The sequence below is a fragment of the Brevundimonas sp. genome (assembly GCF_013912065.1).
Classification (GTDB): Bacteria; Pseudomonadota; Alphaproteobacteria; order Caulobacterales; family Caulobacteraceae; genus Brevundimonas.
Genome location: NZ_JACESA010000001.1, coordinates 345081 through 363460 on the forward strand (window position 1 = coordinate 345081; position 18380 = coordinate 363460).

The 18380-nt window shown below is 71.0% G+C and carries 22 protein-coding genes; 5 read left to right on the forward strand and 17 right to left on the reverse strand.

The annotated features are described in order from the left end of the window. Positions 1–58: 58 nt before the first annotated feature. The gene (locus tag H2037_RS01645; RefSeq protein ID WP_292116829.1) at positions 59–907 is read left to right on the forward strand and encodes an SDR family oxidoreductase; all 849 of its coding nucleotides are present in this window, start codon (positions 59–61) and stop codon (positions 905–907) included. A 175-nt stretch (positions 908–1082) separates the two neighbouring features. Next, on the forward strand, positions 1083–2021 hold the full coding sequence (locus tag H2037_RS01650) for an AraC family transcriptional regulator (protein ID WP_292116832.1): 939 nt from the start codon (positions 1083–1085) through the stop codon (positions 2019–2021). Positions 2022–2024: 3 nt separating this feature from the next. Here the strand turns inward: H2037_RS01650 and H2037_RS01655 are convergent, their stop codons facing one another. Further along, entirely contained in the window at positions 2025–2939 is a 915-nt protein-coding gene (locus H2037_RS01655; protein WP_292116835.1) for a LysR family transcriptional regulator, read from the reverse strand. 92 nt (positions 2940–3031) lie between these two features. On the opposite strand from H2037_RS01655, the gene H2037_RS01660 reads away from it, so the two are divergent. Next, positions 3032–3853 (forward strand): SDR family oxidoreductase, encoded by an 822-nt coding sequence (locus H2037_RS01660; RefSeq protein ID WP_292116837.1) that lies wholly within the window; start codon positions 3032–3034, stop codon positions 3851–3853. After that, the gene (locus H2037_RS01665) at positions 3850–4362 is read left to right on the forward strand and encodes a lipocalin-like domain-containing protein (RefSeq protein WP_292116840.1); all 513 of its coding nucleotides are present in this window, start codon (positions 3850–3852) and stop codon (positions 4360–4362) included. The genes H2037_RS01660 and H2037_RS01665 overlap by 4 nt, the downstream gene beginning before the upstream one ends. Here the strand turns inward: H2037_RS01665 and H2037_RS01670 are convergent. Then, the gene (locus H2037_RS01670) at positions 4359–5459 is read right to left on the reverse strand and encodes an aldo/keto reductase (RefSeq protein WP_292116843.1); all 1101 of its coding nucleotides are present in this window, start codon (positions 5457–5459) and stop codon (positions 4359–4361) included. The two genes, H2037_RS01665 and H2037_RS01670, sit on opposite strands and share 4 nt — an antisense overlap. A 97-nt stretch (positions 5460–5556) precedes the next feature. Here H2037_RS01670 and H2037_RS01675 point away from each other — a divergent pair, with 97 nt between their 5' ends. Continuing rightward, positions 5557–6459, forward strand: coding sequence for a LysR family transcriptional regulator (locus tag H2037_RS01675; RefSeq protein WP_292116846.1), 903 nt, complete (start codon positions 5557–5559; stop codon positions 6457–6459). 15 nt (positions 6460–6474) lie between these two features. Here H2037_RS01675 and H2037_RS01680 read toward each other — a convergent pair whose 3' ends face one another. From H2037_RS01680 to H2037_RS01750, 15 genes are all read right to left on the reverse strand, one after another. Then, entirely contained in the window at positions 6475–6840 is a 366-nt protein-coding gene (locus H2037_RS01680; protein WP_292116850.1) for a DUF1330 domain-containing protein, read from the reverse strand. Between the two features lie 205 nt (positions 6841–7045). Continuing rightward, a complete protein-coding gene (locus tag H2037_RS01685) occupies positions 7046–7918 on the reverse strand; it encodes a DUF2306 domain-containing protein (RefSeq protein ID WP_292116853.1) in 873 nt (290 codons plus the stop codon). Positions 7919–8068: 150 nt separating this feature from the next. Beyond that, positions 8069–8494 carry an AlpA family phage regulatory protein gene (locus H2037_RS01690; protein WP_292116856.1) on the reverse strand — a complete coding sequence of 142 codons (426 nt, stop codon included), beginning with the start codon at positions 8492–8494 and terminating at the stop codon, positions 8069–8071. Then, a complete protein-coding gene (locus H2037_RS01695) occupies positions 8491–8637 on the reverse strand; it encodes a hypothetical protein (RefSeq protein ID WP_292116859.1) in 147 nt (48 codons plus the stop codon). The genes H2037_RS01690 and H2037_RS01695 overlap by 4 nt, the downstream gene beginning before the upstream one ends. Before the next feature lie 40 nt (positions 8638–8677). After that, positions 8678–8953 carry a hypothetical protein gene (locus tag H2037_RS01700; protein WP_292116862.1) on the reverse strand — a complete coding sequence of 92 codons (276 nt, stop codon included), beginning with the start codon at positions 8951–8953 and terminating at the stop codon, positions 8678–8680. Then, positions 8950–9546 carry a lytic transglycosylase domain-containing protein gene (locus H2037_RS01705; RefSeq protein WP_292116865.1) on the reverse strand — a complete coding sequence of 199 codons (597 nt, stop codon included), beginning with the start codon at positions 9544–9546 and terminating at the stop codon, positions 8950–8952. Before H2037_RS01705 ends, H2037_RS01700 begins: the two co-directional genes overlap by 4 nt. Then, a complete protein-coding gene (locus H2037_RS01710; protein ID WP_292116868.1) occupies positions 9540–10049 on the reverse strand; it encodes a S26 family signal peptidase in 510 nt (169 codons plus the stop codon). Before H2037_RS01710 ends, H2037_RS01705 begins: the two co-directional genes overlap by 7 nt. Further along, positions 10046–11242 (reverse strand): TrbI/VirB10 family protein, encoded by a 1197-nt coding sequence (locus H2037_RS01715; RefSeq protein WP_292116871.1) that lies wholly within the window; start codon positions 11240–11242, stop codon positions 10046–10048. The genes H2037_RS01710 and H2037_RS01715 overlap by 4 nt, the downstream gene beginning before the upstream one ends. Beyond that, complete coding sequence (locus tag H2037_RS01720; protein ID WP_292116874.1) at positions 11239–12261, reverse strand: TrbG/VirB9 family P-type conjugative transfer protein; 1023 nt, start codon at positions 12259–12261, stop codon at positions 11239–11241. Before H2037_RS01720 ends, H2037_RS01715 begins: the two co-directional genes overlap by 4 nt. Next, complete coding sequence (trbF, locus tag H2037_RS01725) at positions 12240–12923, reverse strand: conjugal transfer protein TrbF (RefSeq protein WP_292116877.1); 684 nt, start codon at positions 12921–12923, stop codon at positions 12240–12242. Before trbF ends, H2037_RS01720 begins: the two co-directional genes overlap by 22 nt. Before the next feature lies 1 nt (position 12924). Further along, positions 12925–14346: a P-type conjugative transfer protein TrbL gene (gene trbL, locus H2037_RS01730; RefSeq protein ID WP_292116879.1), complete on the reverse strand. Its 1422-nt coding sequence runs from the start codon at positions 14344–14346 to the stop codon at positions 12925–12927. A gap of 5 nt (positions 14347–14351) precedes the next feature. Then, positions 14352–15089: a conjugal transfer protein TrbJ gene (locus H2037_RS01735; protein ID WP_292116881.1), complete on the reverse strand. Its 738-nt coding sequence runs from the start codon at positions 15087–15089 to the stop codon at positions 14352–14354. Next, positions 15040–17463, reverse strand: coding sequence for a conjugal transfer protein TrbE (gene trbE / locus H2037_RS01740; protein WP_292116883.1), 2424 nt, complete (start codon positions 17461–17463; stop codon positions 15040–15042). Before trbE ends, H2037_RS01735 begins: the two co-directional genes overlap by 50 nt. Before the next feature lie 7 nt (positions 17464–17470). Continuing rightward, positions 17471–17749 carry a VirB3 family type IV secretion system protein gene (locus tag H2037_RS01745; RefSeq protein WP_292116886.1) on the reverse strand — a complete coding sequence of 93 codons (279 nt, stop codon included), beginning with the start codon at positions 17747–17749 and terminating at the stop codon, positions 17471–17473. Then, on the reverse strand, positions 17749–18069 hold the full coding sequence (locus H2037_RS01750; protein WP_292116890.1) for a TrbC/VirB2 family protein: 321 nt from the start codon (positions 18067–18069) through the stop codon (positions 17749–17751). Before H2037_RS01750 ends, H2037_RS01745 begins: the two co-directional genes overlap by 1 nt. Between the last annotated feature and the right edge of the window lie 311 nt (positions 18070–18380).

Here is an 18380-nt window from a genome sequence, read left to right on the forward strand (position 1 = left end):
TCGGCAACTCCGGCGCCCCGGTCTCCGCCACCCTGCCGGCACCTTCAAGGAGACCCCGATGTCCAAGACTTCTCGCCGTTCCATCCTGGCCCTCGCCGCCGCAGGCCCCGCCGTCGCGGTCGCGGGCGCCGCCCGGGCCGCTCCCGCGCTGCGCGCCCGGTCCACACAGACGCGCCCCGGAGAAGGCCGTGTCGCCCTCATCACCGGCTCCTCCCGGGGGATCGGCGCCGCGACGGCGAAGCGGCTCGCCGCCGAGGGCTACGCCATCACCGTCAACTATCTCACCAGCCGCGACCTGGCCGAGCAGGTCGCGCGGGACATCGAGGCTGGCGGGGGGCGCGCGATCGTCCGTCAGGGCGACGTGGCCGACCCCGGGGCGGTGGCGGCCCTGTTCGACGCCAACGACCAGGCCTTCGGCGGCGTCGACGTGGTCGTCAACAACGCCGGCATCATGAACGTCGGCGCCTTCGCCCAGATGACCGACGCGGCGTTCGACCGGATGATCGCCACCAATGTGAAGGGCAGTTTCAACGTCCTGCGGGAGGCCGCGAAACGGACGCGCGACGGAGGCCGCATCATCAGCCTGAGCTCCAGCATCACCCTGCAGCGGCCGCCGGGCGGCGGCGTCTACGCCGCCACCAAGGCGACCCAGGACTTCTACACCAGCGCCCTGGCCAAGGAGCTGGCGGGCCGCCGGATCTCCGTCAACGCGGTCGCTCCGGGCGCGGTCGACACGCAGCTCCTGCGCCAGCACGGCGAGGCGGCGCTGGCCCCGATCCCCGGCATGACGCCCTACGGACGGATCGGCCTGCCCAAAGACATCGCCAACACGATCGCCGCCCTCTGCTCCGGCGACTGCGAGTGGATTCACGGCCAGGTCGTCTACTCGAACGGCGGCATCGGCTGACGAGGGCCCGATCCTCCCGAGGGACGGCGCGCCCGACGCCGTCCCGAACCGCCCCGGCGGCCCGTGGCCGCGGCCTGCCTGATCGAACGTCTTTATTGCCCGATCCTGCGGAGGCGTTGGCGCGGGCGCGGGCCTTGGCTAGGGTCGTCGCTATCCCGAGCGGAGGCGGTCGAGCATGAAGCTGAACCTGAGCGACAGAATCTCGGCCGTCCTGGACGCCCAGCTTATCGGCGACGGCCACTATATGACGCCGGTGCCGGGCCTGATCCTGATGCGGTCGTACGGCCGGATGCCCCCCCAGCACATGCTCTACCGGCCGACCCTGTGCATCGTCGCCCAGGGCGCGAAGGAGATCATGGTCGCCGACCAGACGCTCCGCTACGGCGACGGACAGACCCTGGTCGTGACCGTCGAGGCGCCGGTGCTCAGCCAGCTGGTCGAGGCGTCGGCCGCCAATCCTTATATCGGAGCGATCCTCGAGCTCGATCTCGGCGTCATCCGCGATGTGGTGACCCGCCTGGGAGATGTGGCGGTGACCGGCCCCTCCGGCTTCGGGTTCGAGGTTCAGGATCTGGATGCGCAGATCACCGGATCGCTTCAGCGGCTGCTCGACCTGATCGGCGAGCCCAGGGGCGTCGACATCCTCTATCCTTCGATCATGCGCGAGATCGCCTACTGGCTCGTGCGCAGTCCGGCCGGCCGCAACGTCGCCCGCATGGTGATCCCCGACGGCCAGCCCCACCGGATCGCCCAGGCCATGTCGCATCTGCGCGACCATTTCGACAGTCCGGTGGATGTCAAGGCGCTCGCCCGGTCGGTCGGGATGAGCCCCTCGTCCTTTCATCAGCATTTCAGGGCGCTGACGGCGATGTCTCCGCTTCAGTATCAGAAGCATTTCCGCCTGCTGGAGGCCCGGCGACGCATGGTCAGCGACGGCGACCAGGCCTCCGCCGCAGCGGTCGCGGTGGGCTACGAGAGCGTCTCCCAGTTCAGCCGCGAGTACGCCCGGATGTTCGGCGCCCCGCCCCGGCGCGAGACGCGCAGGGCGCTGAAGGCCGGTGCCCGTCCCGCCGGGGGCGCAACCTCGTCTGATGGCGCCCGGGCCGCCTTCTGACGTTCAGACCTCCGTCTCCTCGATCCCCCGCTGCGTCGCCCTGACGGCGGCGATGAAGGCCTTCAGCGGCGCGGGAACGTGCCGTCGCCCCGCATAGTAGAGGCACAGTCCGGGAAACGGCGGTGACCAGTCGCCCAGAAGGATCTCCAGACGCCCGTCGGCCAGGGCGGCCCGGGCGAAGGTCTCGGGCACGAAGGCTATCCCGACCCCCTCCAGGGCGGCCTCGACCGTCAGCCCGCTGTGGTCGAGGCCCAGGGCGCCGTCGACCTCGATCGCGATCGCCGCGTCGCCGCGCTCGAACTCCCATCGGTACAGCTTGCCGCTGGGCAGCCGCTGGCGAATGCAGCGGTGTCGATTCAGGTCCTCCGGCGTCGCGGGACGACCGTGGGCCTCGACATAGGCCGGCGACGCGACGGCGATGAACCGCTGCCGGCCCCCGAACGGCACGGCGATCATGTCCTGCGGCACCGCCTCAACGAGCCGGACCCCGGCGTCGAACCCCTCCGCCACGATATCGACCAGCCGGCCTTCGGTGACGAGATCCAGCCTGACGGCGGGGTGCGCACGCACGAAATCGGGCACGACGTGGCGGATCAGCCAGCGGGCGCCGCCTTCGTTGGCGTTGATCCGCAGCGGGCCGGAAAGCGCGCCGGCGTCGGAGCGCACGGCGTCGAGCATGTCGTCGAGCTCGCCCAGGGCCGGAGAGAGCCGCTCGAGCAGTCGCGCGCCGGCCTCCGTCAGGGCCACGCTGCGGGTGGTCCGGTGCAGCAGCCGGACGCCGAGCCGGCGCTCGAGGGCGCGCAGGGCGTGGCTCAGCGACGAACGCGACACCCCGAGCGTATCGGCCGCACCCCGAAAGCTCCGGTGTCTCGCCACCGCGACGAACGCCCTGAGATCCGTCAGGCTCACCTCGTCCATTGGTGCGATCTCCTCACCAGCTCATGCGGATAGGTCCGTCTTATCTCACCAGTCCGCCGAGCGCATCTTCCGATCAGACAAGGAGATCTCACATGAAGACCTGGCTGATCACCGGCGCATCCTCGGGCCTGGGCCTGGCCATGAGCCGCAGGCTGCTGGACCGCGGCGATCGCGTCGTCGCCGCCGTCCGACGACCCGAACCGCTTTCCGATCTGAAGTCCCGATATCCGGATCGGCTGGAGGTGCGGACCTTCGACCTGACCGACACGGTCGCGCTCCGGCGTGAGATCGACGCCGCCTTCACCGGCGGACGCATCGACATCGTGGTGAGCAATGCGGGCTACGGGCTGTTCGGCGCCGCCGAGGAAGCGACCGATGCGCAGATCGACCGGCAGATCGCCACCAATCTGGTCGGCTCCATCCAGCTCATCCGGGCGGTCCTGCCGCACCTGCGCACACAGGGCGGCGGCCTTGTGCAGCAGGTCTCTTCGGAAGGCGGCCAGGTCGCCTATCCGGCCTTCAGCCTGTATCACGCGACCAAATGGGGCATCGAAGGCTTCGTGGAGTCCGTCGCCCAGGAGGTCGCGCCCTTCGGCATCCGCTTCACCCTGGTCGAGCCCGGCCCGACTTACACGGGGTTCGGCGCAGGTCTGGACCGGACCGAACCCCTGACCGTCTATGCGGCCACCCCCGCCGGCGACGTGCGACGCGCCGTCCTCGGCGGCGGCTTCGAGATCAGGGGCGACGCCGACCGCACGGTGGAGGCGATGATCGTCGCCGCCGACGCGGATGACCCGCCGCGCCGCCTGGCCCTCGGCAGCACGGCCTTCGAGAACATCGAGGCGGCGCTCGTCAGCCGGCTCGCCGAGCTGCGCAACCAGCGCGACATCGCCCATGGAGCCGACCGGTCATGACCCGCCAGATCGCCCTTTTGATCGTCGCCGGCCTGGCGGCCTGCGCCCCGTCCGACTCCGCGGACCGCCGCGAGACCGCGCCTCCCAATGCCGTGCTAGGAACCTGGCGGATGACATCCGCCACGATGGAGGCTCCGGACGGCGGCGTCAGCCGGCCTTACGGCGATCGCCCCAACGGCCTGCTCGTCTTCACGCCGGACATGAGGTTTATCGAGGTCCTGACCCCGACAGACCACCCGCCCTTCGCCTCCGATGTCCGGGGCGAAGGCACGGAGGCGGAGAACCGCCGCGCCATGGCGACCAGCATCGGCTTCTTCGGAGTCTATTCGGTCGACGCCGTCGGCGTCTTCGCGGGCAATCGGGTCGAGGGGTCCACCTTTCCCAACTGGGTCGGTGATGTCCGGACGCGTGAGGATCTGACCCTGGTCGTCGAAGGCGACCGGATGACGGAGCGTTTCACCCGCCCGGACGGCGGCCGGGTCTCGGCCGAGTTCACACGTGTCCGCTAGCGCCGGGCGCGCACCGTTGCGCCGCCATAGACGACGCGGCGCCGCATCTCGTCGCTGAACAGGCCGTAAAGCATGGGCAGATCCGGACGGGACGCCGCGTCCAGGGCCGCTAGATGGTCTGAGGACAGCTCCAGCGAAACAGCCTTGATGTTGTCCTCCAGCTGGCCGACCCGGCTGACGCCGATGAGGACCGTGTCCACGGCCGGCCGAGACTGCGCCCAGGCCAGCGCGACCTTGGCCGGAGGCTCGCCCATCTCCGCGGCGACGGCCTTAAGGGCGTCGACGATGGCCCAGTTGCGCTCGGTGAAGAGACTGTCTCCGAACGGATTGGCGCCGTTCAGCCGGGCGCCGCTCTCGACGCCGTCTGTCGACGCCTCCATCGCCAGGCCGCCGGCCCGGGTCGGGGCCGCCTCCACGGTCGCCCGATCGTATTTCCCGGTCAGCAGGCCATAGGCCAGCGGGCTCCACGGCATGACGCCCAAGCCGGTGTCGAGCGCGAGAGGCACATGCTCTGCCTCGACCTCGCGACTGACCAGGGAATAGAAGTACTGCAGGGCGATGGGCCCCGGACGACCCTGCGCCGCCGCAAGCGTGACGATCCGCGCGACATACCAGGCCGGGGTGTTGGACATCCCCCAGTAGCGGATCTTGCCCGACCTCACGAGGGCCGACATCGTCTCCAGCAACTCCTCAGGCGGCGTCACCGAGTCCCAGACGTGGATCCAGTAGAGGTCGATGTAGTCGGTCTTCAGCCGGCGCAGCGAGCCTTCCAGGGCCGCGTGGATGTGCTTGGCGCCGTTGCCGCCCGCGCCCGGTCCGTGCCCGGCGGCGAACCCGGCCTTGGTCGCCAGCACCAGCCGGTCCCGGCTCCGGCGCTCGGCGATCATCTCGCCCAACATCGCCTCCCCGGCGCCGCCCGCATAGACGTCGGCGGTGTCGATCAGATTGCCGCCGGCCCCTACATAGGCGTCGAACACCGCTTCGGCGTCCGGTCGCTCCATGCCCCAGCGTGCGACGCCGAAGGTCATGGTCCCGAGCGCCAGAGGACTGACGATGAGGCCCGAGCGGCCGAGAGAACGATAGGCGTCGAGGGTCATGGGAGAGATCCGATCTGTTGCAACCGCCAAACTGGACATGACGCTGGTTGAGCGGTAGCGGCGGTTCATCACAAACCCTCTTGAGCTGACCTCAACAATGGATCGGGACACCTGGAACGACCTCGCCGTCTTCGCCGCCATCGTCGAGGCCGGCGGCTTCACCCGCGCCGGCGTCGGTCTGGGGGTTTCGGCCTCGGCGCTGAGCCATCGCATGCGGTTGATGGAGGCCCGAATGGGCGTGCGGTTGCTGAACCGCACCACCCGCAGCGTCAAGCCGACCGAGGCCGGCGAACGGCTGCTGGCCAGCCTGCGCCCGGCCATGTCCGAGGTCGAGGCCGCCCTGGTCGCCCTCGACGTCGATCGCGCCCGCCCCGCCGGCCGGGTCCGGATCACCGCCCATCGATCGGCCGCCTTCGGTCTCGTCCTGCCGCGCCTCAAGCGGTTCACGGACGACTACCCCGAGATCACCGTCGAACTGTCCGTCGACGACGGCCTGACCGACATCGTGGGCGGGGGCTTCGACGCCGGCATCCGGCGCCTGCCCTCGCTGGAGCAGGACATGGTCTCGGTGAAGCTGGACGACAGCGTGCGTCTGATGATGGTGGGCTCGCCCGCCTACCTCGCCGTGGCCGGCGCCCCGGAACAGCCCGCGGATCTGGAGCGCCACAGCTGCCTGACCTACCGCCTGCCGACGGCCGGCTCCCTCTATCCCTGGACGTTCGAGCGGGACGGACAGACCACCACGATGGAGGTCAGGGGCGGCTTCGTGACCAACGACATCGACATGTTGTGCGAAAGCGCCGTCGCCGGGGTCGGCCTTGCCTGCGTGCTGGAGGCCCAGGCCGCGCCGCACATCCGATCCGGCGCCCTGGTCAGCGTGCTCGACGCCTGGCGGCCGACTCTGCCGCCCAACTACCTCTACTACGCCGGTCGACGGAACCCGCCCCCGGCCCTGCGCGCCTTCATCGATGCAATGAAGCCCGCCTCCGGGCGACCCTGATCTCCTGACCGGACCTCAGTCCCGCGTGCGCAGCGGCTGAAGGACCGCTTCCAGTAGGGCGTCCTCCCGCACCGGTCCCGCAGTCTCGGCGTACTCCGGGTCCCGGATCATGCCGACGAAGGCGTTTCGATCAGGATAGCGGACCAGAAGGACCGCGTCCCACGCCTGGCCGTCCTCGGCCGACAGGGCCGGGAGGCCGTCTCCGAAATAGACCACCTCGACGCCGAACCGGGCGCCGACCGGCCCCACGGCGGCCAGATACTCCGCATAGCGCTCGCGCCCGCCCTCCGGCCTGAAGCGGAGCAGGTTCAACATCACGACGGGCCGCCCGTCGTCGTCGGCGATGAAGTCGGAGAGGGAGTCGGGAATGATGGCGAGCATGGAGCGTCCCTGAAGTCTGGAAGGCGGAAACGGGTCGAGCGGTCGGACGGATGAGCAGGGCTGCCGGTGTCGACTCCGGCCGAGACCTCGATGCTCAAGGACAATCCGAACGGACCTCATTTAACCTTTCGCCCGGCTCGGCGCTCCCCCGATCCCTTGCCCGATCCGCCATATGTCTTGCCTTAAAGACCAGTCACCCGATCCCTCAGGCGGGACCGCCCACGAGTCCGCTGATCGCGCGCGGAACCCAGACGCCCCGGGTGAACAGCCAGGTGGCCAGCACGACAAAGGCCGTGGCCGCCAGAAGCAGCGCCGCGGCCGCCAGGCGCAGCACGGGGCGGGGTCTCGACCGCCGCACCCGGATGAAGACCTCGGCGACCAGCAGGTTGGGGACGTAGAAGAAGAACATCATAATCGCGTCGAACCAGCCGGTGAACCCCGCGCCCCGGCCGAGATCGCCGGCCAGGACGGACCAGGCGGCGTACTCCATCCTGTAGAGCCAGGAGCCGACGGTCAGGGCGAACAGGCGGATGGCCCAGGCGCGATGCCGGTCGTAGCGACCCGCCCGGGCATGACGCCAGGCCAGGACCGCGCAGAGCACCATGAGAACGCCGTAGCCGCCGAAGCCGACGTCCATCAGCGTGCCGCCGATCGTCCCCGCAAAAAGAATGAAACCCAGTCCGCCGACACCGGCCAGGGTCGCCGAGATCACATAGATCCGCCCCAGCCAGCGATGGAGCGCCGGCAGGCGCCGTCTCAGTCCGCCGATCAGCTGTATTGGGCCCAGCAGGAGAAGGACGCCGCCCGCCAGGAAGTGAACGCCGATCGCGATCGTCGCGGCCGGCGCCGCGGCGTCATGCAGGCCCGGGAGGGACTCGTTCCACCGCTCGGCCGCGCCGCGCAGGGCGACGCCGCCGAAGAAGGCCAGGATATAAATCGCGAAGATCGCCCCGCTGACCCAGGTTGCGCCCACGAGCACGCGCCCGCTCCACCGCAGGACCGCATCGGACCAGTCCCGGCCCTCTCCGCCCGCCCGGGCGGCGTCGGCGGTTCGCATCTGCGCCTGAGACTTGTTCATGTCGCGGTCCGCCCGGCGGGTCGAAGCTCCGCGCCCCGACCCTTCATCCGTCACGCCCAAGGGTGATGATCCTCCATCGGAGGTCGATGCCGGAATCTGCGCGAAACTTGCCTCATTCTTCGCCCCGCAGCCTGACCCGCCTGGCCGGCCTCAAAATCCGAAGTCGATCTGATCGGGCGAGGCTCCGGATCTGCCGCGCCCGCGGCGGGCATTCGCCGGCGAGCTCCCCGCGCCCGCGCCTTGGCCCGTCGGCGCATCGGGGGGCGTCGTCCGGTCGGGCGCCGCGACCGGCGTCGGCATGGGCCGCGTCATGCCGGGCAACCGGGGCGTCCTCGGCGCCTTCAGGGGCGGCGGCGGCAGCTGTCCGCCGCGCGTCCGCTTCCAGGACGTCAGTTCGCTTTCCCACCAGCCGACCCGGCCCGGCGACACCCGAACCCGACGGGGGAAGGCGCCGTCGCGCTCCATGCGCCAGGCGGTCGACCGGCTGATGCTGGCGATATGCTCGACCTGATCCCAGGACAGGAGACGATCTTCCCTGCCCCCGGGCTCGATCGCCTCGTCTTCGATCCCGCTCATGCCCGGTCGCCCAGTGACAGGCGCGCCTCCGCCGCCAGAACCCGCGCGAGCACTGCGGCGTCATTGGCCGCATCCACCGCATCGCGCGTCCGCCAGGTTCGCAGGACGGTCTTCAGGGCCGAACTGGCGGCGGGGTCGGCCATCACGGACGCGACCGACGGCGCAGCGCCCAGGGGATTCCGCCTAACCACGACGCCGTCCCCGGGCGGCCGGCGGCGCGCCTGTGCGCACGTCGGTCATCTGCGCCCGGGCCCAGTCCCGCAGCAGACCGCGCGGATAGTAGGGTCTCGAGCGGATGTGCCGGCACGGCGGACCGTTCGACCCGGTCGACCAGAGCCTGGCGAGGGTGGCCGGCTTGAGGCGGATGCCGCACTGGGCCAGGAAGGCCGAGGCCTCCGTGCGGGTCAGCAGGTCGTCGTCGGCGCGGTCATCGCCGGGCTGCAGGTCCTGATCGGTCACGGCGCGCCTCGCGACCGGCACTGCCGGCTGTTTCGCGGCCCCTGCCCGGCGCTCAGCGCCAGGAAACATTCGATCACGGTCGCAACATAATCCCGGGTTTCGGCGATGTCGGGCACGCGCCCGAGCCTCGCCACGCGCGACGGGCCCGCATTGTACGCGGCCAGGGCCAGGCGCAGGTCGCCGAAGCGCAGGATCTGGCGCGCCAGATAGTCGGCCCCGCCGCGCAGGTTCTCGATCGGGTCCGACCGGTCCGTCACGCCCAGCTCCAGGGCCGTCTCCGGCATGAGCTGGGTCAGGCCGACGGCGCCGGCGGGCGATCGCGCATCCGGCCGGTAGGCCGACTCGGTCAGCACCACGGCATGGAGGAGCTTCTCGTCGAGCCCGTGGGCGGCGGCGGCCCGGGCGATGGCGTCCTGGAAAGGCTGGTCGAGCGAATCCAGCCGGGGCGTGTCGGCGTCCGCGATCCACACCGCAGGCTCCGGCTCCGGGCGACCGAACAGGTCCCCGCCGGCGCGCCGCCAGTCGACCGACTGCGCCGCCGCGGGCGCGGCCAGCCCCAGAAGCAGGCCCGCCAGAAGACCGATCCTCACCATGTCAGAACCTCCCGATAGACACCGATCACCTCGGCCGTCCGGACCGGTCCGAAGTAGCGGCTGTCGAAGCTGCCCGAGGTGTCGCCGACCAGAAAGACCTCATCGGCCGCCAGCCGACGGCAGTCCGACCACTGCGGCAGGACGGCGCCGCGACGATCCTTACGATGCACCGCCATGACGCCCCCAGGCGTCACGACCCGTCCGTCCTGCGCGCAGATCCGGTCACCGCCCACGCCCGCCACGCGTTTGATCAGGGCGACCTCCGCCGGCATGCCGAGCGAGGCGAGGTAGGCGCGCGCCCGCTCGGGCTGGGGAACCGCGACGGTCGAGCCCCGTACGATGTTTCCGGCCGGAACGCGGGCGTAGACGCCCCGCGTCAGGCTGGGGCTCTCGTTGACCAGGGCGAGCGCAGGCGTCTGGCGCGCGAGGAGCGCGAGGGCTCCGAGCATGAAGACGGCCACGCCGAGGACCGCCCATCGGTTTCCATTGTCCAGCGGGCTCATGGCCGATACGGCTCCAGGATCAGATCGCGGGTGATCATCACCCGGACGAGAGCGCCCGCGCGCACCCGGATCGAGGGCCGGACCTCCAGCTCGCGGTCGATCAGACGGCCGCCCACCCGCGCGCCCTCGATGGCCGCCGCGTCTCCGGCGTCGCCGAGCAGCCCCCCGGAGTCTGGGTCATCGTCCCGGGCGATCTGGCCCAGGGTGGTGATGGCGCCCGCAAACAGGGTTCCGACCAGAAGCGGGAACAGTCTGCGGTCCACCGATCCCCGCACGCCGACGGCGCCCTGCGCATCGACCCCGGGCTCGCCGGTCAGGACGAGGCTCTTGCCGTTCGGCAGGATCAAACGCTCCCAGGTCAGAAAGGCCCGGCGATCTCCGTAGGCGCTTTCTCCCTCATGGCGCCCGATGAGCCGGGTCCCCTGGGGGATGAGAAGATGACGGCCGCTGACGGTGTCGTAGATGTTCTGGCTGACCGTCGCGATGACCGGCCCGGCGCGCGCGGTGTCGACGGCGGTCAGCAGGGCCGCGGGGATCATCGCCCCGGCCTTCAGCTCATAGGGCGACAGGGGCGCGGTCAGGACATGGCCGTTGTAGGTCGCGCCGTAGTCGGCAAGCTGCGCCGGTTCGGCGCGTCCGGCCGATCGCCCGGCCGCCGCCTGTCCTTCCGCCGAGTGCGCTGCGGCGGTCTGCGACCCCGCGGCCTCGTCGAAAAACAGTCCCGACCGCGCCGCGAGCTCCCTCGGTCCCGGACCTCGAGACGCGGACGCCGGCGCCGGTCGATAGGCCGGCGGAGACGACCGCGGTCCCGTCGCGACGTCGGACGCCGGCGCCTCCACCGGCCCGGCGGCTTCGCCGCGAGGCTCCGGGAGCCGGTCGTAGCTCGCCGGCTGGTGCGTCACGGCCTCGGCCGGGCGCACGACGCCCCGCGCCTGATCCTCCCGCGCCTCCGCGGCACGGGCCCGCGCGCCGTCGCGCAGTTCCGGCTGGACCACGAAGGCCCAGGCCAGGGAGCCGGAGATCAGGACCACGCCGCCGATGACGATGGTCTGGACCACGGAGCGCCTCAGGCGCACGGCCGTCGGTCGTGGGGCGCGCATCGAAAGCCCCGGAGCGGGCGCTTTCGTATCCGCCACGCCGGGAGCGCTCGCGTGCATCGGCTCGGCGGGTGGAGAGGTGTCGGCGTCGGTCATGGCCTGGCTCCTGGCAGACGATGAATGCGGACGATCTGCGGGCGTCGGTCGCCCAGGCGCAGCTCCGCGCGGTCGAGAACCCGGTCGACGATGAAGAGCCCCCCGGCCTGGCGGTAGTTGACCAGCTGGGCCTCGCCGTCCGGGGCGACGACGAACAGGGCGGGCGCCTCGTCGACCTGAAGCTCGGGCGGAAAGGCGATGAAGGTGCGCAGGCCGTCGTTGAAGACCGCCGTCGGCGTCCAGCGCGGCGCGCGTCCTCGGGGCTCCAGCCGATACCGGGCGTCCAGCGCGCCCTCCGGGAGGACGACCGGGTCCGGAACGCGGATGTCGCGTTCACTCTCCACCGGATCGCCCACGGCGGGCCTAACCTCGGCCGCCGGCGCCGCCCAGGCGACCGCCGTATTGAAGGCGGCAGGCGAGCCGCTCTTAAGATCAATGAGATAGACACGCTTGTTCGTCGTCAGGACGAGGTTGGTCTCAAGTCCTCGCTCCAACGGCTTGAGCAGGACATGCACCCGCTGCGCGGCGCCTTCGCCGGACAGGGCCTCGCCGATCTGCCAGCGCACCGTGTCCCCGGCCGCCTTGGCGATCAGGGTCTCCCCTTCGCCCAGGGTCAGGGTCGTGACCCGCAGCGGCGCGGTCCAGACCTCGAAGACCCGGCCCGGCGACCAGGCGAAGACCTGCATCCCGCCCACGAAGGAGTCGGATCGCGACGGCGTCGCCGCCCTCGCATTGGCCTCGGCGATCGCGGCGCGGCCGACGGCGGGGGGCGGCGCTGCGGCCGCAGGCTCGATCTCCGCAAGGTAAGGCCGCGCGTCGTCGTCCGGGATCGCCGCCTCGGTGACCTCCGGTTCAGGCTCAAGCGGCTGGAGCGCGGCGGCGGCCGGCTGCTCCACGACCGCAGCGGCCACGATCGGCAGGTCCGTCGCGACAGGCCCGGGCGCGCCACCTGGGAGCAGCGCGCAGCCGGACAGAAAAAGACCGGCCGTGGTGATGATCAGGAGGCGTCGGGGGTCCATGATACGTCCTCGATTTTCAGGCCTAGGGGGTTCTTCATCAGCTCCGCCTCGGTCCGGGGCGGCTGGGTCGTGGTGGTGATCAGGGCGCGCCAGCGTTCGGTTCCGGCCGATTGGCCGTTGACGAAGCGGGTCTCCCGCCATTGAAGATCAAAAGTCCGCTCCGTCCGTCTGACAACGTTCAGGATTTCGACATTGACGGCCTCGCGTCCGACGTCCGAAAACGGGTCGTGCGTCTGGGCCCAGGCGTTGAGGAAGGCGGCGGCCCGGGGCGTCAGCAGGTCATAGGCGCGAAGCCAGTTCTGGCGAATGACGATGGGATCGATCGACTTGGAGCGGACGTCCCGGACCCAGCCCGCCAGAGCATGACCGACCTGGGCCTCGTTGGGTTCGTAGCGGCCGCCGATGGCGGTGATCCTCTGGGTCTCGCCCCAGTCCGAGACCTCGACCACGAAGGGTTTGACCACGGCCCGCTCCGCCTGGACCCACCAGCCCGCGCCGAGGAAGGCCGCCAGCGCCAGATTGGCCAGGGCGATCCGCCGCCAGTTCCGGGCGTGGGCCAGGGACAGGCCCATCCGGTCGTCCCAGATCTGGCCGGCCCGCTGGTAGGGGGTCGAGGCGGGCGCGGCGGGCATCGGCCGCTTGGGACGAAAGAAGGGATGCATCTCAGCTCTCCTCGCTTCTCAGATTGGGGGACAGGACGCCGCTGGTTTCACCGGCGGGCATCAGGGTTCGACCGGCATTGGCGACGAAGAAGGCCTGAAGCGCGGTCGCCCGGCCCTGCGGGCGACCGGATCCGCCGCCCTGCCCGGCCGCGGCGCGGTGAAAGTCCCGTCGCGCCGCCTCGGTCTCCCGCGCCAGGGTCGCCGCCGGGCGTGCGCCGCCGGGGGCTTCCGTTCCCGCGGCTCCGGCCGAACCGCCGCCTGACGCCCCCTCGGAGGGTTCGTCCGATGGCTCGACCGGCTGAGAGCGCCAGGCGCGGGCAGGTTCGCCGACGCCTGAGGTCGTCGGACCGGGTCCCGGCGCTCCGGCGCCCCGGCCGCCCGGCCGCGGGCCGGGATTGTCGTTCGACGGCGGCGGCGCACCCGGGCTGCCACCCCCGCCTCTTCCGCCTCCGGTCGGCGACACTGCGGCGGGCGCCCGACCGGCCCCGGCGCCGGCGGCCGTCCGCGCCAGTCTCGCCGCTCCGCCGCCCGCCATGGCGCCGGCGCCCGCGATACCGGCGCCGGCGAGGACGCCCGCCCCGCCGACGGCCAAGGCGCCGGTCAGGGCCGCTCCGGCGCCCAGGGCCGGGCCGCCGGTGACGAGGGCCGAGGCCAGGTTCGGGATGAACATCGCCAGCATGGCCAACAGGAGGGCGGCGACCAGGATGGTGAGGGCCTCGTAGATGTCCGGGTTGGCCGACGGCTGCAGCTGGTCGAACACGGTCCGCGCCCCCGAGACCACGATGGCCAGGGCCAGGACCTTCAGACCGGAGGAGACGACGTAGCCGAGCGGCCGTTCGGCCAGGAAGGCGGACTTCGACCAGATGCCGAACGGCAGGAGGACGAAGCCGCCGAGGGTGACGATCTTGAACTCCAGCAGGGAGACGATGATCTGCAGCGCCAGGACGGCGAAGGCCAGCAGGATGCCGATCATGGCCAGACCCAGGATCAAGGCGTCGGCCATATTGCCGACGACGTCGAGGGGATTGTCAACGGGCGCGGGGGTCTCGCCCAGGGCGCGGACGATCTCCCAGCCCTGCTGGAGCACGGCGCCGGGGTTGAGAAACTCGGCCCTCGACAGGGATCCGCCGCCCGCCGTCAGCCCCAGTTCGAGGAAGCCGACGTAAAGGGTTTCAGAGAGTTGCTGCCAGTCGTTGATCAGATACGCAAAGGCGCCGATCAGCAGCACCTTGCCGAAGCCGGCCGCCAGCACCTCCCGGTTGGCCGACAGGGCCCACTGGATGCCGGTCAGGGCGACGACCAGCACAATCAGCAGGCCGAACACGCCGTTGACCGCGCCCTGCAGGGCGTTGAACCCGGCCGAGACGGTGTTCGAGAACACCACCATCAGCGCGTTGGGCGTTTCCATGCTGACCCGGGCCATGGCCGTCAGTCCCGGGCGCGCGCGAACGGATCGAAGGCCGGCGGCGAAGGCGTGCTCCCGGTCGTCGCCCAGCGACGCCGACGCGTTTCCTCGCCCGCGGCGCGGTCCGCCGCCTCCCGGGCCGTCGCCTCGGCCATCAGACGCGACTGGGCCAGCATGATGGTGCGCAAGGCCGCCAGATCCTCGGCCAGGACCGCCAGCAGCTGATTGGTCGCCTGGACGGCCGCGGTCTGGCCCTGGGCGGCCTGGCTGGCGTCAAGCGCGCCCGCCACCCGGTTCGACCGGCTCGCGCCCAGCCGCTCGAGTTCGGCCGCCGTCCGCGCCAGATCCTCGGCGGTGCGGCGGGCGTTGGAGGTCCGGGCCTCGCTCTGTTCCAGCAGCCGCAGGGCGTCGGCTCCGGTGAGGTCGTCCGGATAGAGGGTCTCGAACTGGCGCTCGATCCCGGCGACGGTCGAGGCCGCGCCGCGCACGCTCCGCGCCAGTTCGGCCATGTCGCGCAGGGACTGGCTGCTACCGGTCAGGTGGCTGTAGGGCGAGGCGGCCAGGCTGCGCGCCTCATTGGCGAGGCTTTCCAGTTGGCGGGCGGCCTGCAGCGCATTCTCCAGGTGATTGCGCGGATCGAACACCACCTGCTGGGCGGCGGCCGGCGCCGCGGACGCCGTGAGGACGGCCGCCAGGACGGCGAGGACGGCCCTATTCGGCCGCGAGCGGACCGGCGAAGGCGTCGAAAACGGAATCCACATTCTGCACTCCCTTGGCTTTGAGGAATTCACGGGCGAAGCCGGCCTCGCCGAACCGGGCGAGAACGTCATCGATGACGGTCTGGTCTTCGGGCGCGCCGGCGCCGCAGAGCGCGAGCGCGACGCCCGTCAGCCGCAGGTCGAACAGCCGGCGCCCCCGGGGCTGACGCCAGTAGTAGGCGCGCTTGGGCGTGGCGAAGGCGATCAGCTCCAGCTGACGCCGGTTGAGGCCGAAGCCCTGGTAGAGGCCGGCCGAGGACGGCTCCAGAGCGCGAGGATTCGGCAGGAAGACTTGGGTCGGGCAACTCTCGATCAGGCTGGCGGAGATCGAGGAAGCCGCCACATCCTCCAGGCTCTGGGTGGCGAAGACCACGGCGACGCGTTTCTTGCGCAGGGTCTTCAGCCACTCCCGGATCTTCGCCGCGAAGGCCGTCTCGCCGAGGAACAGCCAGGCCTCGTCGAGCACCAGGAGGGTGGGCCGGCCGTCGAACCCCTGCTCGAGCGCGTGAAACAGGGCCGACAGGACCGGCGCGATAGCCGAAGGCGTCGCCATCAGGGTCTCCAGCTCGAAGGTGTCGAAGCGGCTGGACGTGAGGCTCGCGCCCTCCCCGTCCAGCAGGGCGCCGTGCGGTCCCTTGAGGGTCAGGGGTTCGAGCGCGGCCGCCACAGCCTTGTCCTGCACGAGGGCGCAGAAGACGGTCAGCGTCCTCTGGCCGGACGGGGCTTCGCTCAACGCGGTCAGGGCGGCCCAGATCTCCTCCCGGACCCGCGGGACCGCCTCCAGCCCCGCCAGCCGAACGGTCTCCGCGATCCACTCCGAGGCCCAGGCCCGTTCGTCGTCGCGGTCGATCCGCGCCAGCGGCTGCAGCGACAGGTCCGCGCCCGGCTCCATCGCCCGCCAGCGCCCCCCGGCGGCGAGGGTCGCCGCCCGCGCCGAGCGGCCCTTGTCGAAGAAGACGACCCGGGCGTCGGGATAACGGAACCATTGCAGCGACAGAAAGGCCAGGAGCGCCGACTTGCCCGAGCCGGTCGGCCCCACGATCATCGCATGACCCACGTCTCCGACGTGCAGGGCGAGGCGAAACGGCGTCGACCCCGTGGTGCGGGCGGTCGCGAGCGGAGGGCCGTCCAGACAGGGATCGATCGACGGTCCGGCCCAGACCGCCGAGACCGGCAGGAGGTCCGCCAGGTTCAGGGTCGAGACGAGCGGTCGGCGGATGTCGGCATAGGGTTCGCCCGGCATCGACCCGAGCCAGGCCTCGACGGCATTGAGATCCTCGATCCGGGCCATCAGTCCCTGGGCGTTCAGCGCCGCCTCAATGGCCCGGGCCTTGGCCATCGCCCCTTCTTCGGTAGCGTCGAGGATGGAGACAGTGAGGGTCAGATAGCCGAAGGCGCAGACCTCGGCGCCGAGCGCGGCCAGGGCCCCGTCGCATTCCTCGGTCTTGGAGGCCGCGTCAGTGTCCAGGAGCGGCACCTCCTCCTTGGTGATCGCCTCGCGCAGAAGGACGCCGACGCCCTTGCGTTTGGCGAACCAGCGCTTCCTCAGCTTGACGATCTCACGCTCGGCCTCCGGCTTGTCGACGCCCAGCCAGCGGGCGGTCCAGCGATAGGCGAACGGCAGGGCGCCCAGGGCGTCCAGCAGACCGGGCCGGGTGACGGACGGCAGTCCCCGCACCGAAACGACCTTCAGCCACAGGTCACCCAGCCGCGGCGCGACCCCGGCGGTCAGGGCCGCGTCGGCTAGCCAGCCGTCGAGGAACATCGGGGTCTCCGGCGGCCGGACAGCGAAGGGCCGCGGCGAGACGCAGTCGTGCAGCCAGGTCAGCAGGTCGGCGTCATCCAGCCGCTCGATCTCCAGCAGGCCGTCGGCCAGCAGGTCCTGGGTCGTGGTCGCTTCCCGGCCGAACGTCTCCAGTGCCCGGCGCCAGTCCTGCCCGCCCTTCTGCAGCCCGTCGAACAGCCAGCGCTCGAGCCGCCGGGTCTCATCGGCCGGCGGCAGCCAGGTCAGGGCCAACCGGAAGTCCGTCTCGAAGGCCGGGTCGGCGGTCTCGAACCGGCTGCGGCGCTCCGCGTCCAGCAGCCAGGCTGCGTCGATGTCGAACACGCTTTCCGGATAGGATGCGGCGGGACGACGGCGCGCCTCCACGTGAAGGCACCAGCCGGAGCCTAGACGCCGCAGCGCATTGTTGAGCCGCGCCCGCACCGCCATCAGCTCGTCCTCGGTCGAGGATTCCAGGTCCGGACCGCGGAAGCGGAAGCCGGTCAGGAAGGACCCGTCCTTGTTGAGCACGACACCGGGGGCGACCAAAGCGGCCCAGGGCAGGTGATCCGCGAGGGCGGCCGGTCGGCGGCGGTGCTCGTCGAGGAACCTCATCGTCCCCTCACGCGTCCAGATGGCCCGGCAGGGCGAGATGCCGGCGCAGGACGTCGAAGAAGCGCCGGTCCACGCGCGCCGCCCACAGGCCGACGGCGTGGGCGGCCGCCCACCACAGGAGGCCCAGCCACCAGATTCGCAGGGCCAGACCCAGCACCAGAGCGATGGTGCCCATGGCGATGGCGTAGCCCCTCGGCATTCCGGCCATCAGGACGGGTTCGGCCAGGGCCTGGGCCACGGGAAGGTCCCAGCCGTCCGGCCGGGCGTCATGGGTCGAGGCCGCCATCACCCGATCTCCGCCCCGCCGGCGAAGCCGAAGAAATCAAGAAAGAAGGTGGAGGCGGCGAAGGCGATGCACAGGCCGAACATGATCCCCAGGCCCCGACGCATCGACGAGCCGTTCTCGCTCATCGCCACCCCGGCCCCGAAGACCACTACGGCCACCACGGCCGCCGCCTGGACGACCGGCCCGGTGATCGATTGGACCACCTGCTGAAGCGGCCCCTCCCACGGCATGCCGGAGCCGCCGGCGAGGGCCGGTCCGGCGACCAGCAGGCCATACGTCATCGCTGCGCCGAACAGGCGGCGCCCAGGGTCTTTTTGCATGTCTGAAGTCCTGTCTGTTCAGGGCGTTTCAAGGCGCCGCGACTCATTGCAAACGCCATTCCGCTCCCGCCGTCAACAGTATTTTTCGTACGTAATACCAGTAACTTGCGCGCAACTCTTCAACGACTTTGGCCGACTTTTCTCCCGCCACAACGGCCATGGCGCGCCGCCTTAGGCGCCTTCGGCGCCGCACTGACTTGCGCCGACGCGTGCAACTCCGCGCCGTGTTTTCTCATCTGATTTTTCGCCCATGCCGGCGGGTCGCGCCGTCGATCCGGCACGGCCAAGGGCGCCGATCTGGTGCGACGCCC

What these genes read in the sequence shown, in the direction of transcription:
- H2037_RS01645 (WP_292116829.1), top strand. Translation starts at nt 59, where the DNA reads ATGTCCAAGACTTCTCGCCGTTCCATCCTGGCCCTCGCCGCCGCAGGC.
- H2037_RS01650 (WP_292116832.1), top strand. Translation starts at nt 1,083, where the DNA reads ATGAAGCTGAACCTGAGCGACAGAATCTCGGCCGTCCTGGACGCCCAG.
- H2037_RS01655 (WP_292116835.1), bottom strand. Translation starts at nt 2,939, where the DNA reads ATGGACGAGGTGAGCCTGACGGATCTCAGGGCGTTCGTCGCGGTGGCG.
- H2037_RS01660 (WP_292116837.1), top strand. Translation starts at nt 3,032, where the DNA reads ATGAAGACCTGGCTGATCACCGGCGCATCCTCGGGCCTGGGCCTGGCC.
- H2037_RS01665 (WP_292116840.1), top strand. Translation starts at nt 3,850, where the DNA reads ATGACCCGCCAGATCGCCCTTTTGATCGTCGCCGGCCTGGCGGCCTGC.
- H2037_RS01670 (WP_292116843.1), bottom strand. Translation starts at nt 5,459, where the DNA reads ATGACCCTCGACGCCTATCGTTCTCTCGGCCGCTCGGGCCTCATCGTC.
- H2037_RS01675 (WP_292116846.1), top strand. Translation starts at nt 5,557, where the DNA reads ATGGATCGGGACACCTGGAACGACCTCGCCGTCTTCGCCGCCATCGTC.
- H2037_RS01680 (WP_292116850.1), bottom strand. Translation starts at nt 6,840, where the DNA reads ATGCTCGCCATCATTCCCGACTCCCTCTCCGACTTCATCGCCGACGAC.
- H2037_RS01685 (WP_292116853.1), bottom strand. Translation starts at nt 7,918, where the DNA reads ATGAACAAGTCTCAGGCGCAGATGCGAACCGCCGACGCCGCCCGGGCG.
- H2037_RS01690 (WP_292116856.1), bottom strand. Translation starts at nt 8,494, where the DNA reads ATGAGCGGGATCGAAGACGAGGCGATCGAGCCCGGGGGCAGGGAAGAT.
- H2037_RS01695 (WP_292116859.1), bottom strand. Translation starts at nt 8,637, where the DNA reads ATGGCCGACCCCGCCGCCAGTTCGGCCCTGAAGACCGTCCTGCGAACC.
- H2037_RS01705 (WP_292116865.1), bottom strand. Translation starts at nt 9,546, where the DNA reads ATGGTGAGGATCGGTCTTCTGGCGGGCCTGCTTCTGGGGCTGGCCGCG.
- H2037_RS01710 (WP_292116868.1), bottom strand. Translation starts at nt 10,049, where the DNA reads ATGAGCCCGCTGGACAATGGAAACCGATGGGCGGTCCTCGGCGTGGCC.
- H2037_RS01715 (WP_292116871.1), bottom strand. Translation starts at nt 11,242, where the DNA reads ATGACCGACGCCGACACCTCTCCACCCGCCGAGCCGATGCACGCGAGC.
- H2037_RS01720 (WP_292116874.1), bottom strand. Translation starts at nt 12,261, where the DNA reads ATGGACCCCCGACGCCTCCTGATCATCACCACGGCCGGTCTTTTTCTG.
- trbF (WP_292116877.1), bottom strand. Translation starts at nt 12,923, where the DNA reads ATGCATCCCTTCTTTCGTCCCAAGCGGCCGATGCCCGCCGCGCCCGCC.
- trbL (WP_292116879.1), bottom strand. Translation starts at nt 14,346, where the DNA reads ATGGCCCGGGTCAGCATGGAAACGCCCAACGCGCTGATGGTGGTGTTC.
- H2037_RS01735 (WP_292116881.1), bottom strand. Translation starts at nt 15,089, where the DNA reads ATGTGGATTCCGTTTTCGACGCCTTCGCCGGTCCGCTCGCGGCCGAAT.
- trbE (WP_292116883.1), bottom strand. Translation starts at nt 17,463, where the DNA reads ATGAGGTTCCTCGACGAGCACCGCCGCCGACCGGCCGCCCTCGCGGAT.
- H2037_RS01745 (WP_292116886.1), bottom strand. Translation starts at nt 17,749, where the DNA reads ATGGCGGCCTCGACCCATGACGCCCGGCCGGACGGCTGGGACCTTCCC.
- H2037_RS01750 (WP_292116890.1), bottom strand. Translation starts at nt 18,069, where the DNA reads ATGCAAAAAGACCCTGGGCGCCGCCTGTTCGGCGCAGCGATGACGTAT.